The 17,891-nt window shown below is 41.2% G+C and carries 17 protein-coding genes; 11 read left to right on the forward strand and 6 right to left on the reverse strand.

Annotated features, from left to right (window positions below):
* Positions 1-2: 2 nt before the first annotated feature.
* A complete protein-coding gene (locus PAARA_RS18825) occupies positions 3-551 on the reverse strand; it encodes a GspH/FimT family pseudopilin (RefSeq protein ID WP_062570523.1) in 549 nt (182 codons plus the stop codon).
* A gap of 139 nt (positions 552-690) precedes the next feature.
* Between PAARA_RS18825 and glnB the strand changes: the two genes are divergently transcribed.
* Positions 691-1,029, forward strand: a complete 339-nt coding sequence (gene glnB, locus PAARA_RS18830) for a nitrogen regulatory protein P-II (protein ID WP_062570524.1) — start codon at positions 691-693, stop codon at positions 1,027-1,029.
* A 55-nt stretch (positions 1,030-1,084) separates the two neighbouring features.
* Here the strand turns inward: glnB and PAARA_RS18835 are convergent, their stop codons facing one another.
* On the reverse strand, positions 1,085-1,849 hold the full coding sequence (locus PAARA_RS18835; protein WP_062570525.1) for an outer membrane protein assembly factor BamD: 765 nt from the start codon (positions 1,847-1,849) through the stop codon (positions 1,085-1,087).
* Between the two features lie 124 nt (positions 1,850-1,973).
* On the opposite strand from PAARA_RS18835, the gene rluD reads away from it, so the two are divergent.
* From rluD to clpB, 3 genes are all read left to right on the forward strand, one after another.
* The gene (rluD, locus tag PAARA_RS18840) at positions 1,974-2,951 is read left to right on the forward strand and encodes a 23S rRNA pseudouridine(1911/1915/1917) synthase RluD (protein WP_062570526.1); all 978 of its coding nucleotides are present in this window, start codon (positions 1,974-1,976) and stop codon (positions 2,949-2,951) included.
* Positions 2,951-3,679 carry a peptidoglycan editing factor PgeF gene (pgeF, locus tag PAARA_RS18845; protein ID WP_420806965.1) on the forward strand — a complete coding sequence of 243 codons (729 nt, stop codon included), beginning with the start codon at positions 2,951-2,953 and terminating at the stop codon, positions 3,677-3,679. Before rluD ends, pgeF begins: the two co-directional genes overlap by 1 nt.
* 98 nt (positions 3,680-3,777) lie before the next feature.
* Positions 3,778-6,354 carry an ATP-dependent chaperone ClpB gene (clpB, locus tag PAARA_RS18850; RefSeq protein ID WP_062570528.1) on the forward strand — a complete coding sequence of 859 codons (2,577 nt, stop codon included), beginning with the start codon at positions 3,778-3,780 and terminating at the stop codon, positions 6,352-6,354.
* A gap of 60 nt (positions 6,355-6,414) precedes the next feature.
* Here clpB and PAARA_RS18855 read toward each other — a convergent pair whose 3' ends face one another.
* Positions 6,415-7,962, reverse strand: coding sequence for a methyl-accepting chemotaxis protein (locus PAARA_RS18855; protein WP_062570529.1), 1,548 nt, complete (start codon positions 7,960-7,962; stop codon positions 6,415-6,417).
* Positions 7,963-8,382: 420 nt separating this feature from the next.
* Here PAARA_RS18855 and gshA point away from each other — a divergent pair, with 420 nt between their 5' ends.
* Both gshA and PAARA_RS18865 read left to right on the forward strand, forming a co-directional pair.
* Entirely contained in the window at positions 8,383-9,960 is a 1,578-nt protein-coding gene (gshA, locus tag PAARA_RS18860) for a glutamate--cysteine ligase (protein ID WP_062570530.1), read from the forward strand.
* A gap of 135 nt (positions 9,961-10,095) precedes the next feature.
* Entirely contained in the window at positions 10,096-10,704 is a 609-nt protein-coding gene (locus tag PAARA_RS18865; RefSeq protein ID WP_062570531.1) for a transglycosylase SLT domain-containing protein, read from the forward strand.
* A 49-nt stretch (positions 10,705-10,753) separates the two neighbouring features.
* On the opposite strand, the gene PAARA_RS18870 is transcribed toward PAARA_RS18865, so the two are convergent.
* The 3 genes from PAARA_RS18870 to PAARA_RS18880 all read right to left on the reverse strand — a co-directional run bounded on the left by PAARA_RS18870 (position 10,754) and on the right by PAARA_RS18880 (position 13,869).
* On the reverse strand, positions 10,754-11,593 hold the full coding sequence (locus PAARA_RS18870) for a mechanosensitive ion channel family protein (RefSeq protein WP_062570532.1): 840 nt from the start codon (positions 11,591-11,593) through the stop codon (positions 10,754-10,756).
* Between the two features lie 139 nt (positions 11,594-11,732).
* Positions 11,733-13,004, reverse strand: a complete 1,272-nt coding sequence (locus tag PAARA_RS18875; protein ID WP_083515358.1) for an HlyC/CorC family transporter — start codon at positions 13,002-13,004, stop codon at positions 11,733-11,735.
* 61 nt (positions 13,005-13,065) lie between these two features.
* A complete protein-coding gene (locus tag PAARA_RS18880) occupies positions 13,066-13,869 on the reverse strand; it encodes a cytochrome C assembly family protein (protein ID WP_062570534.1) in 804 nt (267 codons plus the stop codon).
* A gap of 236 nt (positions 13,870-14,105) precedes the next feature.
* Here PAARA_RS18880 and ffh point away from each other — a divergent pair, with 236 nt between their 5' ends.
* The 5 genes from ffh (at position 14,106) to rplS (ending at position 17,684) form a co-directional block, all read left to right on the forward strand.
* Complete coding sequence (gene ffh, locus PAARA_RS18885) at positions 14,106-15,482, forward strand: signal recognition particle protein (RefSeq protein WP_062570535.1); 1,377 nt, start codon at positions 14,106-14,108, stop codon at positions 15,480-15,482.
* Positions 15,483-15,724: 242 nt separating this feature from the next.
* Complete coding sequence (gene rpsP / locus PAARA_RS18890; RefSeq protein WP_036967110.1) at positions 15,725-15,973, forward strand: 30S ribosomal protein S16; 249 nt, start codon at positions 15,725-15,727, stop codon at positions 15,971-15,973.
* 17 nt (positions 15,974-15,990) lie between these two features.
* On the forward strand, positions 15,991-16,524 hold the full coding sequence (gene rimM / locus PAARA_RS18895) for a ribosome maturation factor RimM (RefSeq protein WP_062570536.1): 534 nt from the start codon (positions 15,991-15,993) through the stop codon (positions 16,522-16,524).
* Positions 16,524-17,291 carry a tRNA (guanosine(37)-N1)-methyltransferase TrmD gene (gene trmD, locus PAARA_RS18900; protein WP_062570537.1) on the forward strand — a complete coding sequence of 256 codons (768 nt, stop codon included), beginning with the start codon at positions 16,524-16,526 and terminating at the stop codon, positions 17,289-17,291. The genes rimM and trmD overlap by 1 nt, the downstream gene beginning before the upstream one ends.
* A gap of 33 nt (positions 17,292-17,324) precedes the next feature.
* Positions 17,325-17,684 carry a 50S ribosomal protein L19 gene (rplS, locus tag PAARA_RS18905; protein ID WP_004587324.1) on the forward strand — a complete coding sequence of 120 codons (360 nt, stop codon included), beginning with the start codon at positions 17,325-17,327 and terminating at the stop codon, positions 17,682-17,684.
* Positions 17,685-17,891 lie beyond the last annotated feature (207 nt).

Raw genomic sequence — 17,891 nt, forward strand, 5'->3', positions numbered from 1 at the left:
GCTTAATTACAGCTTTTAGTCGTATTCCCATTATATAAAGCAGTCCCAGATTTGAATACTGTAAGCTCTTTATTGTTATCTCCGTCTGCTTTTGAAGGGCAATAGATAAAAGCGCCAGCAGTTGTTGTGATCATCCCGCTTGTATCAAAGATTAATGAACTGCCACCTGAAAATTGGAGCCTACTGCTAGTTGGAAGCTCTTTCATTACTCTGAGAATTTTATCGTTTTGAGCAGGGTTGTAGACACCGTTTTGATTAGCATCATAAAATACAAATACAGTGCCTTCCTGCCAGTTATTTGAACAAGTAACGCGACTATTATTTTCAATGTTAGTGGTACTTCCTGCGCACACAACAACTAAAGAGTCAGAGCTGGTGGCTTTGGCTCTTGCGAAACTAATATTACGTTTTAATTCTTGAAGATAGCTTTCAGCACGATCTTTTTCGAGTAGGTCAGAACTATCCCACAATGCGATGACAGCGATAATACCCACTATTGTGATAGTGACCATGAGCTCTAAAAGCGTAAAACCTTGTTGTGATGATTTCATTGTTGTCTCTATTATCAAACGCCTCATTTAATAATATCATGATTGCTGGTTTAATCACCGAAATTCATAGCTTTGTTTGCCATCAGAGTCGGTATTGTCTAAAATCGAGGCAATTAAGAAATAAAAAGTAACCCAAAAAATGAAAAAAATTGAAGCAATCATAAAACCATTTAAGCTTGATGATGTTCGTGAAGCATTATCAGAAGTGGGTATCACAGGGATGACAGTAAGCGAAGTTAAAGGCTTTGGTCGTCAGAAGGGGCATACAGAGCTTTATCGTGGTGCTGAGTACATGGTTGATTTTTTACCGAAAGTAAAACTAGATATCGTGCTCGCCGATGAAGATGTTGATAGAGCAATTGATGTTATCGTTAAAACGTCACAAACAGGTAAAATTGGCGATGGTAAAATTTTTGTTACTGACGTTGAGCGTGTAGTTCGTATTCGTACTGCTGAAGAAGATGAAGACGCGATTTAATATAAAACTCGCAAATATTAAAAAAGGCGCCAAAGGGCGCCTTTTTAGTTTTCAATCAATTTGAACGATTATTCGCTTCTCGCGTTGCTTTAGCGTGTTCACTTAGCTCAGGTAAGCCAAGTTTGTCGTAGCTTTTTACCATGATCTCAAGCGCTTGATCTAAGTAGCTACTTTGTGAGTAATGCTCGACCACATATTTACCACGGTTTGCAGCCGCAAGGTACGCCTCACGTTCATAATAGTATTGCGCTACTTTTAATTCGTAACGTGCCATTTTATTTAACAACCATACCAAACGTTTTTTAGCTTCAGGGGCATATGCGCTATCAGGGAAACGCTTTAGTAATGTTGATAAGTCAGTAAATGCAACACGCGTACGATTTGCGTCTCTGTCAGCGCGGTCTACACCAAAATATTCCTGAAATGCATTTTCATCCGCTTTAATATTAACTAAGCCACGCATGTAATACATGTAATCTAAGTCTTTGTGATTTGGATTAAGGCGAATAAAGCGGTCAATAGTTGCCAGTGCCTGCTCGGTATTACCTGATTGATAATGTGCATACACTAAGTCCATTTGCACTTGTTTTGACAAAGGGCCAAATGGATAGCGTGAATCAATTGCACTTAAAAGTTCAATTGCACGGGCATAAAGACCCGAGTCTAATGTTTCTTTTGCATCTTCGTATAAAGCTTGCGCAGATTTATTAGGAACCCGTTGTATGTCTTCTTGATCAGGTGCTGATGAACAGGCACCTAAACCAAGTAATGAAACTGAAAAAACTATGGCGAACGCACGTTTCCCTATTTTATTTATCATTTTATTTATTACCTTTGATGTCTTCGGCTAGGCCAAGTGAGGAAAACCGAGTAAACTATACGTATTAAAGCGATTCTAACCCAGTCGAGCAAAGCTTGCACTGGTAAATTGGGTAAAGTTACTAATGTCAGAGCAAATTTCTCTCCAAGCCGAGGTTCCAATAGACCTTGGCGGTAAACGTCTAGACCAAGTATTGGCACAATTGTTCCCTGATTATTCTCGTTCACGTATAAAAACGTGGATTTTAGATGATAAAATAACCGTTAACGGTGAAATATTAAACACACCGCGTGAGAAACTACTCGGTGGCGAAATGGTCAGTGTTGAAACAACCATCGAAGCTCCGCGCGAGTACGAAGCACAAAATATCAAATTAAACATCGTTTATGAAGACGATGATATTTTAGTGATTAATAAACCAATGGGTTTAGTTGTTCACCCTGGTGCAGGTAATCCTGATGGCACCGTATTGAATGCATTGTTACACCATTACCCTGATATCATTAATGTGCCTCGTGCTGGTATTGTGCACCGTTTAGATAAAGACACCACAGGTTTAATGGTGGTAGCAAAGACAATTCCTGCGCAAACACATTTGGTATCTGCTTTACAAAAGCGTGAAAACTTCACCCGTGAATATGAAGCAATTTGTAATGGTTCAATGACAGCAGGTGGCATGGTTGAAAAACCAATTGGCCGTCATGCAACTAAACGAACTCATATGGCCGTGCATGAAATGGGTAAACCCGCGGTTACTCACTATCGGGTTGCAGAAAAATTTAGAGCACATACACGCTTACGTTTACGCTTAGAAACCGGTCGTACTCACCAAATCCGTGTACACATGGCTTATTTGAATCACCCGCTAGTGGGCGATCAACTATACGGAGGCCGTCCACGTCCACCTAAAGGGGCAACACCTGAGCTATTTCAAATGCTTCGTGAGTTTAAGCGCCAAGCCTTGCATGCAGTTAAGCTGTCAATTGCTCACCCGATCACTGGCGAGATGATGACATGGCAGGCACCGATTCCTGATGATATGGCTGCGATGACAGAAGCTTTACGCGCAGACACCAAAGCAAACCCAAATATCGAGTTTTAATCGTTATGATCACACCAGCATGGACTGCCCCAATAACAATTAGCGCACTGAGTACTACTCGCAAGGGCGGTGTTTCTGTTGCACCTTTTGATAGTTTTAATGTGGGGTTACATGTTGGTGATGATGAGCAGGCCGTGCTTGCAAATCGAGAGCTGCTAACAAATCAGTTGCCAAATCCTGCTGTGTGGTTAAATCAAATTCATAGCAGTGACGTCGTGGTGATTGATGAAGACAGTGACTTAAACCAAGTCCGCTCTGCTGACGCGCTTTATACTCGTGTAGCAAAACAGCCGCTTGCGATAATGACCGCGGATTGCTTACCCGTATTACTTTGCTCAACCACCGGTGATGAAATAGCAGCAGTGCATGGTGGTTGGCGTGGTTTAGCCCAAGGTATATTGGCAAACACTATTGCACATTTTAAAGCTAAACCAAGCGATATTATTGCTTGGTTTGGTCCTGCCATTGGCCCTTCAGAATTTGAAGTAGGGCAAGAAGTAAAAGCATGCTTTTGTGAGCTAAATGCTAACCATCAACATGCATTTACGCCTAGAGGTGATAAATATTTAGCTGATATTTATTTACTTGCTCGCCAGCAATTAGCGCAATTAGGCGTGGTAAATATTTTTGGTGGCGAGCACTGTACTGTTAGTGATAAGTCACAGTTTTTCTCATATCGCCGCGATGGCGAAACAGGGCGTATGGCAAGTTTGATCTGGCGCAATTAATACCACTTTTTTGCGATTAAATTATCGTCTCTTACTTGAACAAATCATTAAGCATACCCATTAATTAAGCAATTAGATTTTTTAATAGGTAAACCCTTATGCGTTTAGATAGATTTACAAGTAAATTTCAATCTGCGCTTTCAGATGCGCAGTCATTAGCACTTGGGCGCGATCATCAATTTATTGAGCCAGTACACTTGATGTATTCTTTGCTTCAGCAAAATGGCTCGAGTGTGCGTGCGCTGTTAGCCCAAGCAGGCGTGAGTGCTGATGAATTAAACACCAAGTTATCGCAAGAAATCGAAAAACTATTTAAAGTTGAAGGCATTGGCGGCGATGTTCAACTATCAAATAACATGGTTTCGTTGATAAACCTGTGTGATAAATACGCGCAAAAACGTAAAGATAAATTTATCTCAAGTGAGCTATTTGTTCTTGCAGCATGCGAAGACAAAGGTCCTCTAGGTGATATTTTTAAAGCACTTAATATTACTTCGAGTAAGATTGAAGCAGCAATCGAGGCTATTCGTGGTGGCCAAAAAGTGGATGACCCTAATGCTGAAGAAACTCGTCAGGCATTAAAAAAATTCACAATCGATCTCACTGAGCGCGCAGAGCAAGGCAAGCTAGACCCTGTTATTGGCCGCGATGATGAGATACGCCGCACGATTCAGGTATTACAACGTCGTACCAAAAATAATCCTGTACTCATTGGTGAGCCAGGTGTGGGTAAAACTGCGATTGCCGAAGGCTTAGCGCAACGCATCATTAATGGTGAAGTGCCTGAGGGGCTAAAGAGCAAACGCGTTTTATCGCTTGATTTAGGTGGCTTGGTCGCAGGCGCTAAATACCGTGGTGAATTTGAAGAGCGTTTAAAATCAGTACTGAATGAACTTGCCAAAGAAGAAGGCCAAGTGATCCTCTTTATTGATGAAATTCATACCATGGTGGGCGCAGGTAAAACAGATGGTGCCATGGATGCAGGTAACATGTTAAAACCTGCTCTTGCACGTGGTGAGCTTCACTGTGTGGGTGCGACGACCCTCGATGAGTATCGTCAATACATCGAAAAAGATGCAGCACTTGAGCGTCGTTTTCAAAAAGTGTTTGTTGATGAGCCATCAGTTGAAGATACCATCGCGATTTTACGTGGCTTAAAAGAGCGTTATGAGTTACATCACTCAGTTGATATTACCGATCCGGCCATCGTTGCTGCAGCGCAGTTATCACATCGTTACATTAGCGATCGCCAATTACCAGACAAGGCGATTGATTTAATTGACGAAGCGGGTTCTTCCATTCGTTTGCAAATTGACTCAAAGCCAGAATCTTTAGATAAGCTTGAGCGTCGTATTATCCAGTTGAAGTTGGAAGACAATGCCCTTGCGAAAGAAAAAGACGAAGCGAGCCAAAAACGCCGCACAGAAATGCAAGAGCTGATCACTGAACTGGAAGCGCAATACCGCGAACTAGACGAAGTGTGGAATGCCGAGAAAGCGTCGTTACAAGGCACGCAAGTGATTAAAGCTGAGCTTGAACAGGCACGTCTTGATTTAGATGTGGCACGTCGTGCTAGTGACTTACAGCGCATGTCAGAACTTCAATATGGCCGTATTCCTGAACTTGAGCGTAAACTCGACCTTGCATCGCAAGCGGAAATGCAAGAAATGAGCTTACTCAAAAACCAAGTTGGTGAAGATGAAATCGCGGAGATTTTATCGCGTTGGACAGGTATTCCTGTATCGAAAATGCTGCAAGGTGAGCGCGAAAAGCTACTGCAAATGGAAGATCAATTGCATCATAAAGTAATTGGTCAAGATGAAGCGGTTGTAGCTGTGGCGAATGCCATTCGCCGTTCTCGCGCAGGGCTTGCAGATCCAAATCGTCCAATTGGTTCATTCTTATTTTTAGGCCCAACAGGGGTGGGTAAAACTGAGCTGACTAAAGCGTTGGCTAGTTTTATGTTTGATACTGAGGATGCCATGGTGCGCATCGATATGTCAGAGTTTATGGAAAAACACTCTGTTGCACGTTTAGTGGGGGCGCCTCCAGGCTATGTAGGTTATGAAGAGGGGGGCTATTTAACCGAAGCCGTGCGCCGTCGTCCGTATTCAGTTATTTTACTGGATGAGGTTGAAAAAGCGCACCCTGATGTATTTAACATCTTACTACAAGTTCTTGATGATGGCCGCTTAACGGATGGTCAGGGTCGTACCGTTGACTTTAAAAATACAGTTATCATTATGACCTCTAACTTAGGCTCGGACATTATCCAAGAGCAAGCAGGTTCAAATGACTATGCGACCTTAAAAGAAAAAGTGATGGGCGTTTTAGTGAGTCAGTTCCGTCCAGAGTTTATTAACCGTATTGATGAAACGGTAGTATTCCATCCACTTGCCAATGAGCACATTAAAGAAATCGCTGATATTCAATTAAGTAAGCTTCGTGAGCGTTTAACTGAAAAAGGCTATCTGCTTGAAGTGACCGATGCGGCCCTAGAGGGCATTGCTGCAAGTGGCTTTGATCCGGTTTATGGGGCAAGGCCTTTAAAACGCGCTATTCAACATACTATTGAAAACCCGTTGGCGCAGCGCTTATTAGCTGGAGATTATCAGCCAGGTGCCATCATTCATATTGATGCCGATGAAAATGGATTGGTTTTTTCTAATCGCTAAATTAACCGCACGTAAAAAAGCCGCATCAATTTGATGCGGCTTTGTTTTTATCAATATATTTTATACTTTAAAAGTTAACAGCATATCGTTCACTTTACGTGAGCCCTCAACAAGGCCCGCAGCATCTTTTGCTACGTTGTAGCTTAGCTTTAAGTTTTCTTCGCTGTGTCCTTTGATGCTGTCTACATTGGTACGAATATCAACACTGACCACTTGTTGCTCTTCCGCAGCAGTTGAAATCTCTGTTGCAAGGCTAGAGATCTCATCAATTTGTGCAAAAATGCTCGCAAGCTCGGTTTGTGTATGTGTAGTCGTGCTTACACAGCTATCAGCTTGCTCTTTAGTTGATTGCATTACTTTTGACCAACTGAATAAAGTATCTTGAATTTCTTTGATTGAGCTGTGAATTTGTGACGTAGCACTTTGAGTTCGAGATGAAAGAGCTCGTACCTCATCGGCTACCACAGCAAAGCCTCGGCCATGCTCGCCAGCACGGGCCGCTTCTATCGCTGCATTAAGTGCTAATAAGTTGGTTTGCTCTGCAATACCTTCAATCTCACTCATAACTTGGCCAATTTTATCCGCCTCACTAGCAAGGGAGTTAGCTGTTGTAGCAGCTTGTTCAACTTGATTTGCAAGTGCAGACACCATACCGCTGTTATCTTCTATGTGCAGCTTAATGTCATTACAACTTTGATAAGTCGTATTAACTTTCTCTGCTGTGTGGTGTGTATTTGCAGATATTTCACCAATAGTTGCACTCATCTGCGTCATTGCTGTTGCAATATCGCCCAAGCGTTGACCTTGGGCTGCAATCCCTTGCTCAGTCAACGAAGACTGCCTATCTAAGTTTGTAGCAATATCTTTAAATGAATAGGTCGAATCTTTAATACGGCCAAGAACCGTACGCAGTTTTGCTGATAACATTTGCTGATTATAGGCTGCAACGCTAAATGGATGAGCGCCTGAATACACATAACGAGACACAGAGTCAAACTCAGCACGCTGTTTTTTAAGCTCTGTTGGGGTCACGATTAGCTCGTCATAATTAAGAGCAACAAGAAATACTGTAACCATAAAAGAGATCGCCGCAATGACTGTTGATGTCATCAAGCCAAGCGCAACAATAGCCGAAGCCGCAATAACAACAGAAATGAGTTGTCGCAATGAGATATTTTCACGAAAAGATGAAATAGATTTACCATTATTTATTTTTTCGTATAGTGCCATGGCACGTGTTTTGAGCTCTTCTGATGGTTTTGTACGCACTGATTGATAGCCAACTAATTGCCCGTGTTCATAAATAGGGGTTACAAAGGCATCAACCCAATAATATCGACCATCTTTACAGCGGTTTTTCACCATGCCTCGCCATGAGTGACCCTGTTTGAGCTTTTCCCACATCTCCTTAAATGCAGCTTTTGGCATATCTGGGTGTCTAACCATGTTGTGATTCTTACCCAGCAGCTCTTCCTCGCTATAGCCTGCTATGGTGCAAAACTCTTTGTTTACGTAGGTGATTACCCCACGTAAATCGGTTGTTGAGACAAGCTCTTGATGTTCAGAGTAGGTTACTTCCTGATTGATTGTTTCTTGACCACGACGCATTTTAGTCCTTGAAATGTACTTTTTTACTATGTGCGGATTATAGTCTCAGAAAAATGTAAGGGAAGAGTAACTATGTTAATTAAGTGAAACTTTGAATTATTTCATATAAATATTGATCTAGAACAATGTCTTGTCTGAAAACATGTGTTTGTGGCTTAACCAAAAGGTCGTAATTGAAATAAATTTTATTGGCATGAGGTCTCATTATTGATTAGCGAAACAATTTCGCATCAATGAAGTGCTATCAAAGCAATTGTATTATAGTTATCTGAATGGCAAGATGATGACTAAGTGATGGAGTTGTCAGGGTATCGACATTAATTACAGTTGCATGGATAGAGATTCTAATTTTTCTCTTGAGAATTTATATTCTGCCCCCATACACTTGGGATTAAAGCCACGTGGCTCGAGGAAGCATTTTTGATAAAACATGATTTAAACAAAACGCTACAAGCGTTATCGGCACACTATCCAACCGCAATTAATGGGATTAAACGTGGCATCGAGCGAGAAGCATTAAGGATCAAACCTAACGGTGTTATTTCAAAGAAGGGGCATCCGCAAGGAGTAGGGTGCGCACTGACCAATGATCATATAACTACAGATTTTTCAGAATCTTTATTAGAGTTTATTACGCCAGTCAGTACCTCACCTGAGCAAACATTAGCGCAGCTTAAAGATTTACAGAAGTTTACCTTGTCTCAAATGGGTGACGAATTGTTATGGCCTATTAGTATGCCATGCTTTATTGATAACCAAGATGACATTGTGCTGGCGCAATTTGGTGACTCAAATATCGGTCGCATGAAAACACTCTACCGTGAAGGGCTTAAAAATCGTTATGGTAGTATGATGCAAGCCATTGCAGGTGTGCATTTTAATATTTCCTTCCCTGACACGTTATGGCAGGGACTACATGAGCTAAGTGATAGCACAAAGGACTTAGCAGATTTTATATCTGATGGTTACTTAGGTTTAATTCGTAATTTTAAACGCGAACTTTGGTTAATTAGCTATTTATTTGGTGCCTCCCCTGCGTTATGTCACTCTTTTCTTCAAGGGCGTCAAACTGAGCTGCCATTTAAAAAGTTAGGTAAAGGTACACTTTACTTAGAGGTTGGCACCGCTTTACGTCTTGGTGATCTGGGCTATACAAACAGCGCACAATCTTCTTTACGTGTGATGTACAACTCGTTAGATGAATACGTTGCTGGTTTAAAAGAAGCCATTAATACACCATCAAATATTTATAATCATATTGATGATTACACCAGCGAAACACCAAAACAGTTGAATAAAAACATTCTCCAAATCGAAAATGAATTCTACTCACCGATTAGGCCTAAACGAAATGCTGCCAGTGGAGAAACCCCTACGGACGCTTTGCTACGAGGTGGAATTGAATACATTGAAGTACGTGCCTTAGATGTCAATCCATTTAGTGAAACGGGTATCGACTTACAACAGATCCACTTTTTAGATGTATTTTTAACTTATTGCTTATTAAGTGATTCCCCTGCGATGGACTGGCAGGAGCAAAGTCTCAGTACTAAAAACCTTGATGCCGTAGTAAACGAGGGACGTAGTCCTGATTTGCAACTGTTAAAGCAAGGTGAGTCAGTAAGCTTGACGACGTGGGCAACGTCAATATTCGATAAACTAAAGTCGGTGGCGCACTATATGGATGCTGCCTATGGCGTAAGTTATTACAATGAAACAGTGGCAACGCTTGCGGCCTGGGTTAGTGAGCCAAATAAAACATTTTCAGGACGATACATTGATATGTTAGCAAACACTAACCAAGATAATGGTGAGTTTGCATTAACACTTGCACAGCAATATAAGCAAAGTCACCTAGGCGCTGATTATCAATTTTACGATGAGGCTTTTTTAACTGAGCAAGCATCTAAGTCGGTAACAAAAGAACGCGAAGTAAAAGCAGAAGATAATGTGTCTTTCACTGCATTTTTAGATGATTACTTTGCAAAGGTGAAGTAAATTTTAGACATAAAAAAACGCAGCCTAGGGAGAGGCTGCGTCAAAGATTCTTCAGGGATGAAACAATGCTATACTGCTGCATTCATAAGTTCAGACTGACCCACTAAAAAAAAGTTCAGCGAGATACATAAAAAAATGAAAAAAAGTTTAATTATTTTATCGCTGGCCGCATCTTTGGCTGGTTGTGCTACTGCTCCACCTGAGCAACCCCATGATATTTGTAAGATTTTCGAAGAAAAGCCTGATTGGTATTATGATGCTCGCGATGCTCAAGAAAAGTGGGGATCGCCAAAACATGTATTAATGAGCATGATGTATCAGGAAAGCTCGTTTCGTCATGATGCAACACCACCTATGGAATACTTTCTGTGGATCATCCCAATTGGTCGTGTAAGCTCAGCCTATGGTTACTCACAAGCAAAAACACCAACATGGTCAGACTATATTCGTGAAACCAATAACAGTGGTGCAGATAGAGATGATTTCGATGATGCCATCGATTTTATGGCGTGGTTTGTTTATAAAACACATAAAGTAAATGGTGTTTCAAAGTGGGACGCTTACGCGCAGTACCTTAATTATCATGAAGGGTGGGGCGGTTATAAACGTGGTACGTATAAAAAGAAAAAATGGTTGATGAGTGTGGCAAATAAAGTTAAGCATCGAGCAAGTCGTTATGGTGCACAACTTAGAAAATGCGAAGATGAGTTGGATAAAAACTGGTTTGAGCGCTTGTTTAGTTAGCAGTTATTTAGTTAAAAACCCACAAAAATGTGGGTTTTTTAATGATAAATTATTTGCCAGGAAATTGGTGAATGTGTACATCCCGTTGCGGAAACGGAATAGTGATATCCGCTGCATCAAAAGCAATTTTTACTTTTTCATACAAGCCAAAATACACTGGCCAGTAATTCTCTGAGTTAACCCACGCCCATACCAGCATACCAATATGACTATCGCCATGTTGACTAACATGTACCACCGGCTTTTTCGCATCTTGATCTTTTAGTACTAATTCATAGTCATTCAACACACCCATAAGCACTTCTCGCGCCTTATGAACATCATCGCCATAACTAATACCAAACTCTATATCAACACGGCGTGTAGGCTCTGCAAATTTGTTTTTGACACAGCCATTAGATAAAGCGCCATTTGGAATGATTATTTTTTCATTATCATAAGTAAGTAGCACAGTGACAAAAATTTGAATCTCAACAACTTTCCCCATATAACCTTGTGCTTCAATAACATCACCGACTTTAAACGGTTTAAAGAATAAAATCAGAACACCACCTGCAAAATTAGCTAAACTACCTTGCAGTGCCATACCAACGGCTAAGCCTGCAGCACCTAACATAGCGATGAATGAGGTGGTTTCGATGCCGATCATAGAGGCAACAGAAATCAGCAAGAGTATTTTTAAAATGACTGAAATAAATGACACTAAAAAGTGTGTGAGCCCAGCTTCAAATTTTACTCTGTTCATTGATTTTTCGGCCATGTTGGCGATGCGGCCAATCAACCACCACCCTATAACCAAGACTAAAATAGCTAAAATAAATTTTGGCCCATATAACATGAGTAATTCGATAGCTTGGTTATATACTTTTTCGATTGAAATATCGTCCATTGTTGCTCCATGTAAATAAACTTAACCGGACACAATACTAGACGAATTAACATGAAAGTGTGTTCTTTAGCAGAAAAATGTGAAACTTCAGAGGCGCTAATATGCGTAATAAAAAAGGAGTAGCAAGCTACTCCTTTTCTTATTCTTGAATACGTTTACTGGGGATTACTTTAACCAGTTTTACCATATTTTCTTTAACTTCTAATACTTCGATAGGGTAGCCAGCAATACGCAAACTTAAGTTAGCATCTGGAATATCTTCAAGGTATTCTACAATTAAACCACTTAAAGTTTTTGGCCCATCTATAGGGAGCTCCCAGTTCATTTCTTTATTTAAGTCACGAATATTAGCGCCACCATCGACAAGTACAGAACCATCGTCTTGCTCTGTTACTTCTTCACTTGGCGTACGGGTTTGCGTTGTTGTGAAATCTCCAACCACTTCTTCTAAGATATCTTCAAGTGTCACGAGACCTTGAATATCACCATATTCATCTACAACTAGACCAATTCGCTCTTTTGATTGTTGGAATTTTAAAAGTTGTGTATTGAGTGATGTCCCTTCAGGAATAAAGTAAATCTCACGAACGGCACGTAATAGTGAAGGCTTATCAAATTGCTCTTTTGTTAACAGGCGTAGGGCATCACGCGAATGAATGAAGCCTACTGCATCGTCAATTTGGTCTCTATAAAGCAGTACACGCGTGTGTTGTGCATGTGTTAATTGGCGACTGATAAGCTTCCAATCATCATTGATATCAATTGCAACAATCTCATTTCGTGGGATCATGATATCTTCTACGGTGACTTGCTCTAAATCTAAAATAGATGTCAGCATGCTTTGATGGCGAGCAGGAAGCAGGGCCCCTGATTCATTTACCACCGTTTTTAGCTCTTCTTTGCTTAGGCTGTGCTCTTCAATTTGTGCCGTGGTAATGCCAAATAGGCGCAACATACCATTGGTCATCCAGTTAACGATAACGACAAACGGAAATAGTATTTTTAATAGCCCTTTAAGGATGATAGAGCTTGGAAAAGCGACCTTCTCAGGATAGAGCGCTGCGAGTGTTTTAGGGGTCACTTCAGCAAAAATAAGCACAACAAGCGTTAATACGCCGGTGGCAATAGCAATACCCAAGTCACCATACAGGCGAATTCCTATAATCGTAGCGACTTGAGCCGCTGCGATATTAACGAGGTTATTTCCGATTAAGATCAGACCAATTAGTCTATCAGGACGGCTTAACAGTTTACTGACGCGTTTCGCTGCACGGTGATCTTCTTTTGCTAAATGGCGCAAGCGAATACGGTTAATTGACATAATTCCAGTTTCAGAACCAGAAAAATAAGCAGAAATAAGTATCAATAATCCCAATACAATAAACAGGGTACTAGTCGATATGTCGTCCAACGATGGATCCTTTTTTTATAAACTAATGCATATTAAGCTAGAGACAGCTTGCTGAGTCAAGTTAAAACTTATTTAGTATCACTTCTTGTATGAAACGGCTGCCAAAATAAGCAAGTGATAAGATAAATGCGGCTATCATGATCGAAAATACCACAGGCTTCCCTCGCCAACCTTTACGCAGGTGACCGATAGTCACAACGGTAAAAATAACCCAAGCAAGTAAAGAGAGAATTGTTTTATGAATAAACTCACTAGCAAACATACCATCAAGGAAAATAAAGCCAGATAGCAGGGCAAAGGTGAGTAAAATCGTCCCTAAAGTAAGTAATTGATACAGCTGACGCTCAACCACCATTAAAGGGGGTAAGTGGCTGTGCACTATCGCTAAATCTTTACGCTTTAGGCGTTTATCAATAAAGTAAAACTGAATGGCATAGAGAGTCGATATAATGAGCACGCAGTAAGCTAATAAAGACAGGGAAATATGTGTAACCAGCCCTAGCTCGACATCAATTGTATGCAAAATAACGTGGTGAGGAATAAACAAGCTGGCTAAGGTAAGTATTGCCGCAAACCCATATACAACGGGGAGTAACAGTGTCGCTGGAAACTTTAAAGAAACTGCTGTGACAGAGACAACAATAACCCAACATGTCAGTAGGGCAACATTCACAATACTTAAATCTTGGCCATCTGCACGAAATACAGAGTTAACCAATAGCAGCATATGGGCAAGGATAGCAACCGTGCTTAAAATGACCGTGAGTTTCTGGCTCGGACCTTGTTTGTGAAAAAGGCGTGATAGCACGTGCGACGTTGCTAACACATAAAACAAACTAGCAATAATAGTTAAACTAATAATCATCGTGTTTTGGCCATTTAATTTATATCGATAAATCCTTGTCTCTTTGATGCCATTGTATTTTATAGTAAGGAAAAAGCATAGAGTTTGTAAAAAGAAACTCAAACAGCACACTTGAACACTGTATTGTCGACCACCATTTACGGTATACTGTTAAGAATTGAAATTTTAATTTCTCCTGTTTTGGTCTTTATATTAATCTAAGAAACAGGCGAAACACGTTTTATCGGAACCTTTACATGTTTGAGAATCTCCAAGAACGCTTAGGTAAAACCTTAAAAAATATCAGTGGTCGTGGACGCCTAACTGAAGACAATATTAAAGATACATTACGTGAAGTCCGCATGGCATTTTTGGAAGCGGATGTTGCACTGCCTGTTGTTCGTGAGTTTGTTAAGCAAGTTAAAGAACGTGCAGTGGGTGTTGAAGTCACTAAAAGCTTAAGCCCTGGCCAAGTTTTTATCAAAATTGTCCGCGAAGAGCTTGAAAAAGCCATGGGCGAAGCGAATGAAGAGCTTAGCCTTAATGCGCAGCCGCCAGCTGTTGTAATGATGGCAGGCCTGCAAGGTGCGGGTAAAACGACGAGTGTCGGTAAACTAGCTAAATTTTTAAAAGAGCGTAAAAAGAAATCGGTACTTGTTGTGAGTGCTGACGTTTATCGTCCAGCGGCAATTAAACAGCTTGAAACACTTGCAGATGAAGTGGGCGTTGAGTTCTTCCCGAGTGATATTTCGCAAAAGCCGGTTGATATCGCAAATAATGCTATCTCTCATGCGAAGAAGAAATTTATCGATGTCGTGTTAGTCGATACCGCGGGTCGTTTGCATGTTGATAACGACATGATGGATGAAATCAAAGCACTTCATAGCGCGATTAACCCAATCGAAACTTTATTTGTTGTTGATGCAATGACAGGTCAAGATGCTGCAAATACAGCAAAAGCATTTGACGAAGCGCTTCCTTTAAGTGGTGTGATCTTAACGAAAACGGATGGTGATGCTCGTGGTGGTGCTGCACTATCAATTCGTCATATCACGGGTAAGCCAATTAAGTTCATGGGTGTGGGTGAGCGTACCGATGCACTTGAACCATTCCACCCTGACCGTATTGCTTCTCGTATCCTAGGTATGGGTGATGTACTTTCATTAATCGAAGAAGTCGAAATGAAAGTTGATAAAGAGAAAGCGGCTAAAGTTGCTGAGAAAGTCTTTAAAGGTGATGGATTTACACTTGATGACTTTGCAGAGCAGCTTCGTCAGATGAAAAACATGGGCGGTATGATGTCAATGCTCGATAAATTGCCGGGTATGCAAAACTTACCTGATGCAGTTAAGGGGCAAATGGGTGATAAAACGTTTGTACAAATGGAAGCGATTATTAACTCAATGACTGCAAAAGAGCGTGCGCGCCCTGAAATCATCAAAGGCTCTCGTAAAAAACGTATTGCAGCAGGCTCTGGTACACAGGTGCAAGAAATCAATAAATTGCTTAAGCAATTTACGCAGATGCAAAAAATGATGAAGAAAATGAAAGGTAAAGGCGGCATGAAGAAAATGATGCGTGGCATGAAAGGCATGTTACCGCCAGGTATGATGGGCGGAGGCCCTAAGTTTTAATACCACCTTTATAGTGTTTATCTTAAAGAAGGAGCAAATAGCTCCTTTTTTAATGGATAAATTATGCGTAATCACTATGCAAAGTTAAGATCGCTAGCGCAGATCAGTGTTTAATCAACTAAACTTACATTTTGCATCACTTCTTACTTGCAATGTTGCAAAAAACTCGTACAATTCCCCAGCTTCCCGTATTGGGGAGTAAATCTTATTAATGAAAACAGTCAATCTATTTAGAGGACGGTATGGTAACTATTCGTTTGCAACGTGGTGGCGCTAAAAAACGCCCTTTCTATCAAATTGTGGTTGCGGATAGCCGTTTCTCGCGTGACGGTCGCTTCATCGAGAAAGTAGGTTTCTTTAACCCAATCGCTTCTGGTCAGGAAGAAAAAGTACGTTTAGATTTATCTCGTGTTGAACACTGGGTAGGTCAAGGCGCATCTCTTTCAGATCGCGTAGCTAAATTAGTTAAAGACGCTCGTAAAGCGGCTTAATAGGCGTAAGTGTAACCATGAGTCAAGAGAACACCTCGATAATCGTTGTAGGAAAGCTCGGTGCCCCCTATGGTATAAAGGGCTGGCTTAAGGTGCATTCATTTACTGATGATCCCGAAGGGATCTTCGATTTCAGCCCATGGTTGATAGGGCAACAAGGTAAATGGCAGACCTTAGAAGTGGTCGACTGGCGTCGCCACAACAAAGGCTTTATCGCTAAAGTTGCGCAAGTAAACGACCGAGATGAAGCAATGGCGTTGACCAATGTTGAAATCTCTGTAGATGCAGCGCAGCTACCAGAATTACCGCAAGGTGAATTCTATTGGCGAGATCTCATCGGCATGTCTGTTGTAACTGATAAAGGTTATAATTTAGGCACGGTTGATGACCTAATGGAGACAGGGTCAAATGATGTTTTGGTTGTGAAAGCAAACAAAAAAGATGCATTTGGCCAAGCTGAACGTTTAATTCCATTTTTAACAGACTCTGTTATTAAAGAAGTTAAACACGAGGCGAGAGAAATTACCGTAGACTGGGATCCTGGGTTTTAATGTCACAAACGAGTTCATTGTGGGTAGGGGTGATAAGCCTTTTCCCGAACATGTTTGACGCTATTACCAATGAAGGGGTAACTGGTCGCGCAGTTAAAAATGGTCTAATCGACTTTAACTGCTGGAATCCACGTGACTATGCTACTGATAAGCATAGAACTGTGGACGATCGTCCTTATGGGGGCGGTCCTGGTATGTTAATGATGGTTGAACCATTGAAACAAGCCATTCTTGACGCAAAAAAAGCGGCAGGTGATGGTGCTAAAGTAATTTATATGTCCCCGCAAGGGCGCAAATTAGATCAGCAAGGGGCGAGCGAACTCGCAAGCTCTAAAAAACTGATTTTGATTGCCGGTCGCTATGAAGGTATAGATGAGCGAATCATAGAATCATATGTTGACGAAGAATGGTCAATAGGTGATTTTATTCTGAGTGGTGGTGAGCTACCCGCCATGACATTAATTGATGCAGTCGCACGATTAGTGCCAGGGGTGCTAGGTCACAACCAATCAGCAGAGCAAGATTCATTTTCGGATGGATTGCTTGATTGCCCTCATTATACACGGCCAGAAACATTGGATGATAAACAGGTGCCTGCTGTATTACTCAGCGGAAACCACCAAGAGATAGCAAAATGGCGCTTAAAGCAGTCATTAGGTAGAACTTGGTTACGTCGTCCTGACTTGTTGCATAACCTAGCTCTGACTGAGGAGCAAGCGGCACTTCTTGCAGAATTCAAGCAAGAGTACCAACAAGCTTGTGGCTAGAAGACAGTTACACCTAGGAAAGTGAGAAATATAATGGCAAAAGTAAACCAAAATATTATTAAAGCGCTTGAAGAAGAGCAGCTTAAAACAGACGTACCAGCATTCGGCGCTGGTGATACAGTAGTTGTACAGGTACGTGTAAAAGAAGGTAACAAAGAGCGTCTACAGGCCTTTGAAGGTGTTGTAATCGCTAAGCGTAATCGTGGTCTTCACTCAGCATTCACAGTTCGTAAAATTTCGAGCGGTGAAGGTGTTGAGCGTGTATTCCAAACGCACAGCCCTCTTATCGACAGCGTAACAGTTAAGCGTCGCGGTGCAGTTCGCCGTGCTAAGCTTTACTATCTACGTGAGCGTTCTGGTAAATCTGCACGTATTAGAGAAAAACTTAACTAATACGCGCTGTTTATCAACGCAAAAAAAACGGGTTGCAGCCTTCGGGTTGCAACCCGTTTTGGTTTTTAAAAAAGCAACTCTCTATAAGCTTATCCTTTGTTTCACCCTTCTTTGCACTTTATCCTGTCATACATTGATGACTCAAGTTTCCTCTCTTTGTTAGCTCCTTAGGGCTTTGTACTTTGCAGCTTATGCTGTTACTATAAT

Origin of the sequence: Pseudoalteromonas arabiensis (assembly GCF_001550155.1) — a bacterium.
GTDB lineage: Bacteria > Pseudomonadota > Gammaproteobacteria > Enterobacterales > Alteromonadaceae > Pseudoalteromonas > Pseudoalteromonas arabiensis.

Bases quoted from the DNA above. Each gene is read 5' to 3' on its own strand.
- PAARA_RS18825 (WP_062570523.1), bottom strand. From the start codon at position 551: ATGAAATCATCACAACAAGGTTTTACGCTTTTAGAGCTCATGGTCACT.
- glnB (WP_062570524.1), top strand. From the start codon at position 691: ATGAAAAAAATTGAAGCAATCATAAAACCATTTAAGCTTGATGATGTT.
- PAARA_RS18835 (WP_062570525.1), bottom strand. From the start codon at position 1,849: ATGATAAATAAAATAGGGAAACGTGCGTTCGCCATAGTTTTTTCAGTT.
- rluD (WP_062570526.1), top strand. From the start codon at position 1,974: ATGTCAGAGCAAATTTCTCTCCAAGCCGAGGTTCCAATAGACCTTGGC.
- clpB (WP_062570528.1), top strand. From the start codon at position 3,778: ATGCGTTTAGATAGATTTACAAGTAAATTTCAATCTGCGCTTTCAGAT.
- PAARA_RS18855 (WP_062570529.1), bottom strand. From the start codon at position 7,962: ATGCGTCGTGGTCAAGAAACAATCAATCAGGAAGTAACCTACTCTGAA.
- PAARA_RS18865 (WP_062570531.1), top strand. From the start codon at position 10,096: ATGAAAAAAAGTTTAATTATTTTATCGCTGGCCGCATCTTTGGCTGGT.
- PAARA_RS18870 (WP_062570532.1), bottom strand. From the start codon at position 11,593: ATGGACGATATTTCAATCGAAAAAGTATATAACCAAGCTATCGAATTA.
- PAARA_RS18880 (WP_062570534.1), bottom strand. From the start codon at position 13,869: ATGATTATTAGTTTAACTATTATTGCTAGTTTGTTTTATGTGTTAGCA.
- ffh (WP_062570535.1), top strand. From the start codon at position 14,106: ATGTTTGAGAATCTCCAAGAACGCTTAGGTAAAACCTTAAAAAATATC.
- rpsP (WP_036967110.1), top strand. From the start codon at position 15,725: ATGGTAACTATTCGTTTGCAACGTGGTGGCGCTAAAAAACGCCCTTTC.
- rimM (WP_062570536.1), top strand. From the start codon at position 15,991: ATGAGTCAAGAGAACACCTCGATAATCGTTGTAGGAAAGCTCGGTGCC.
- trmD (WP_062570537.1), top strand. From the start codon at position 16,524: ATGTCACAAACGAGTTCATTGTGGGTAGGGGTGATAAGCCTTTTCCCG.
- rplS (WP_004587324.1), top strand. From the start codon at position 17,325: ATGGCAAAAGTAAACCAAAATATTATTAAAGCGCTTGAAGAAGAGCAG.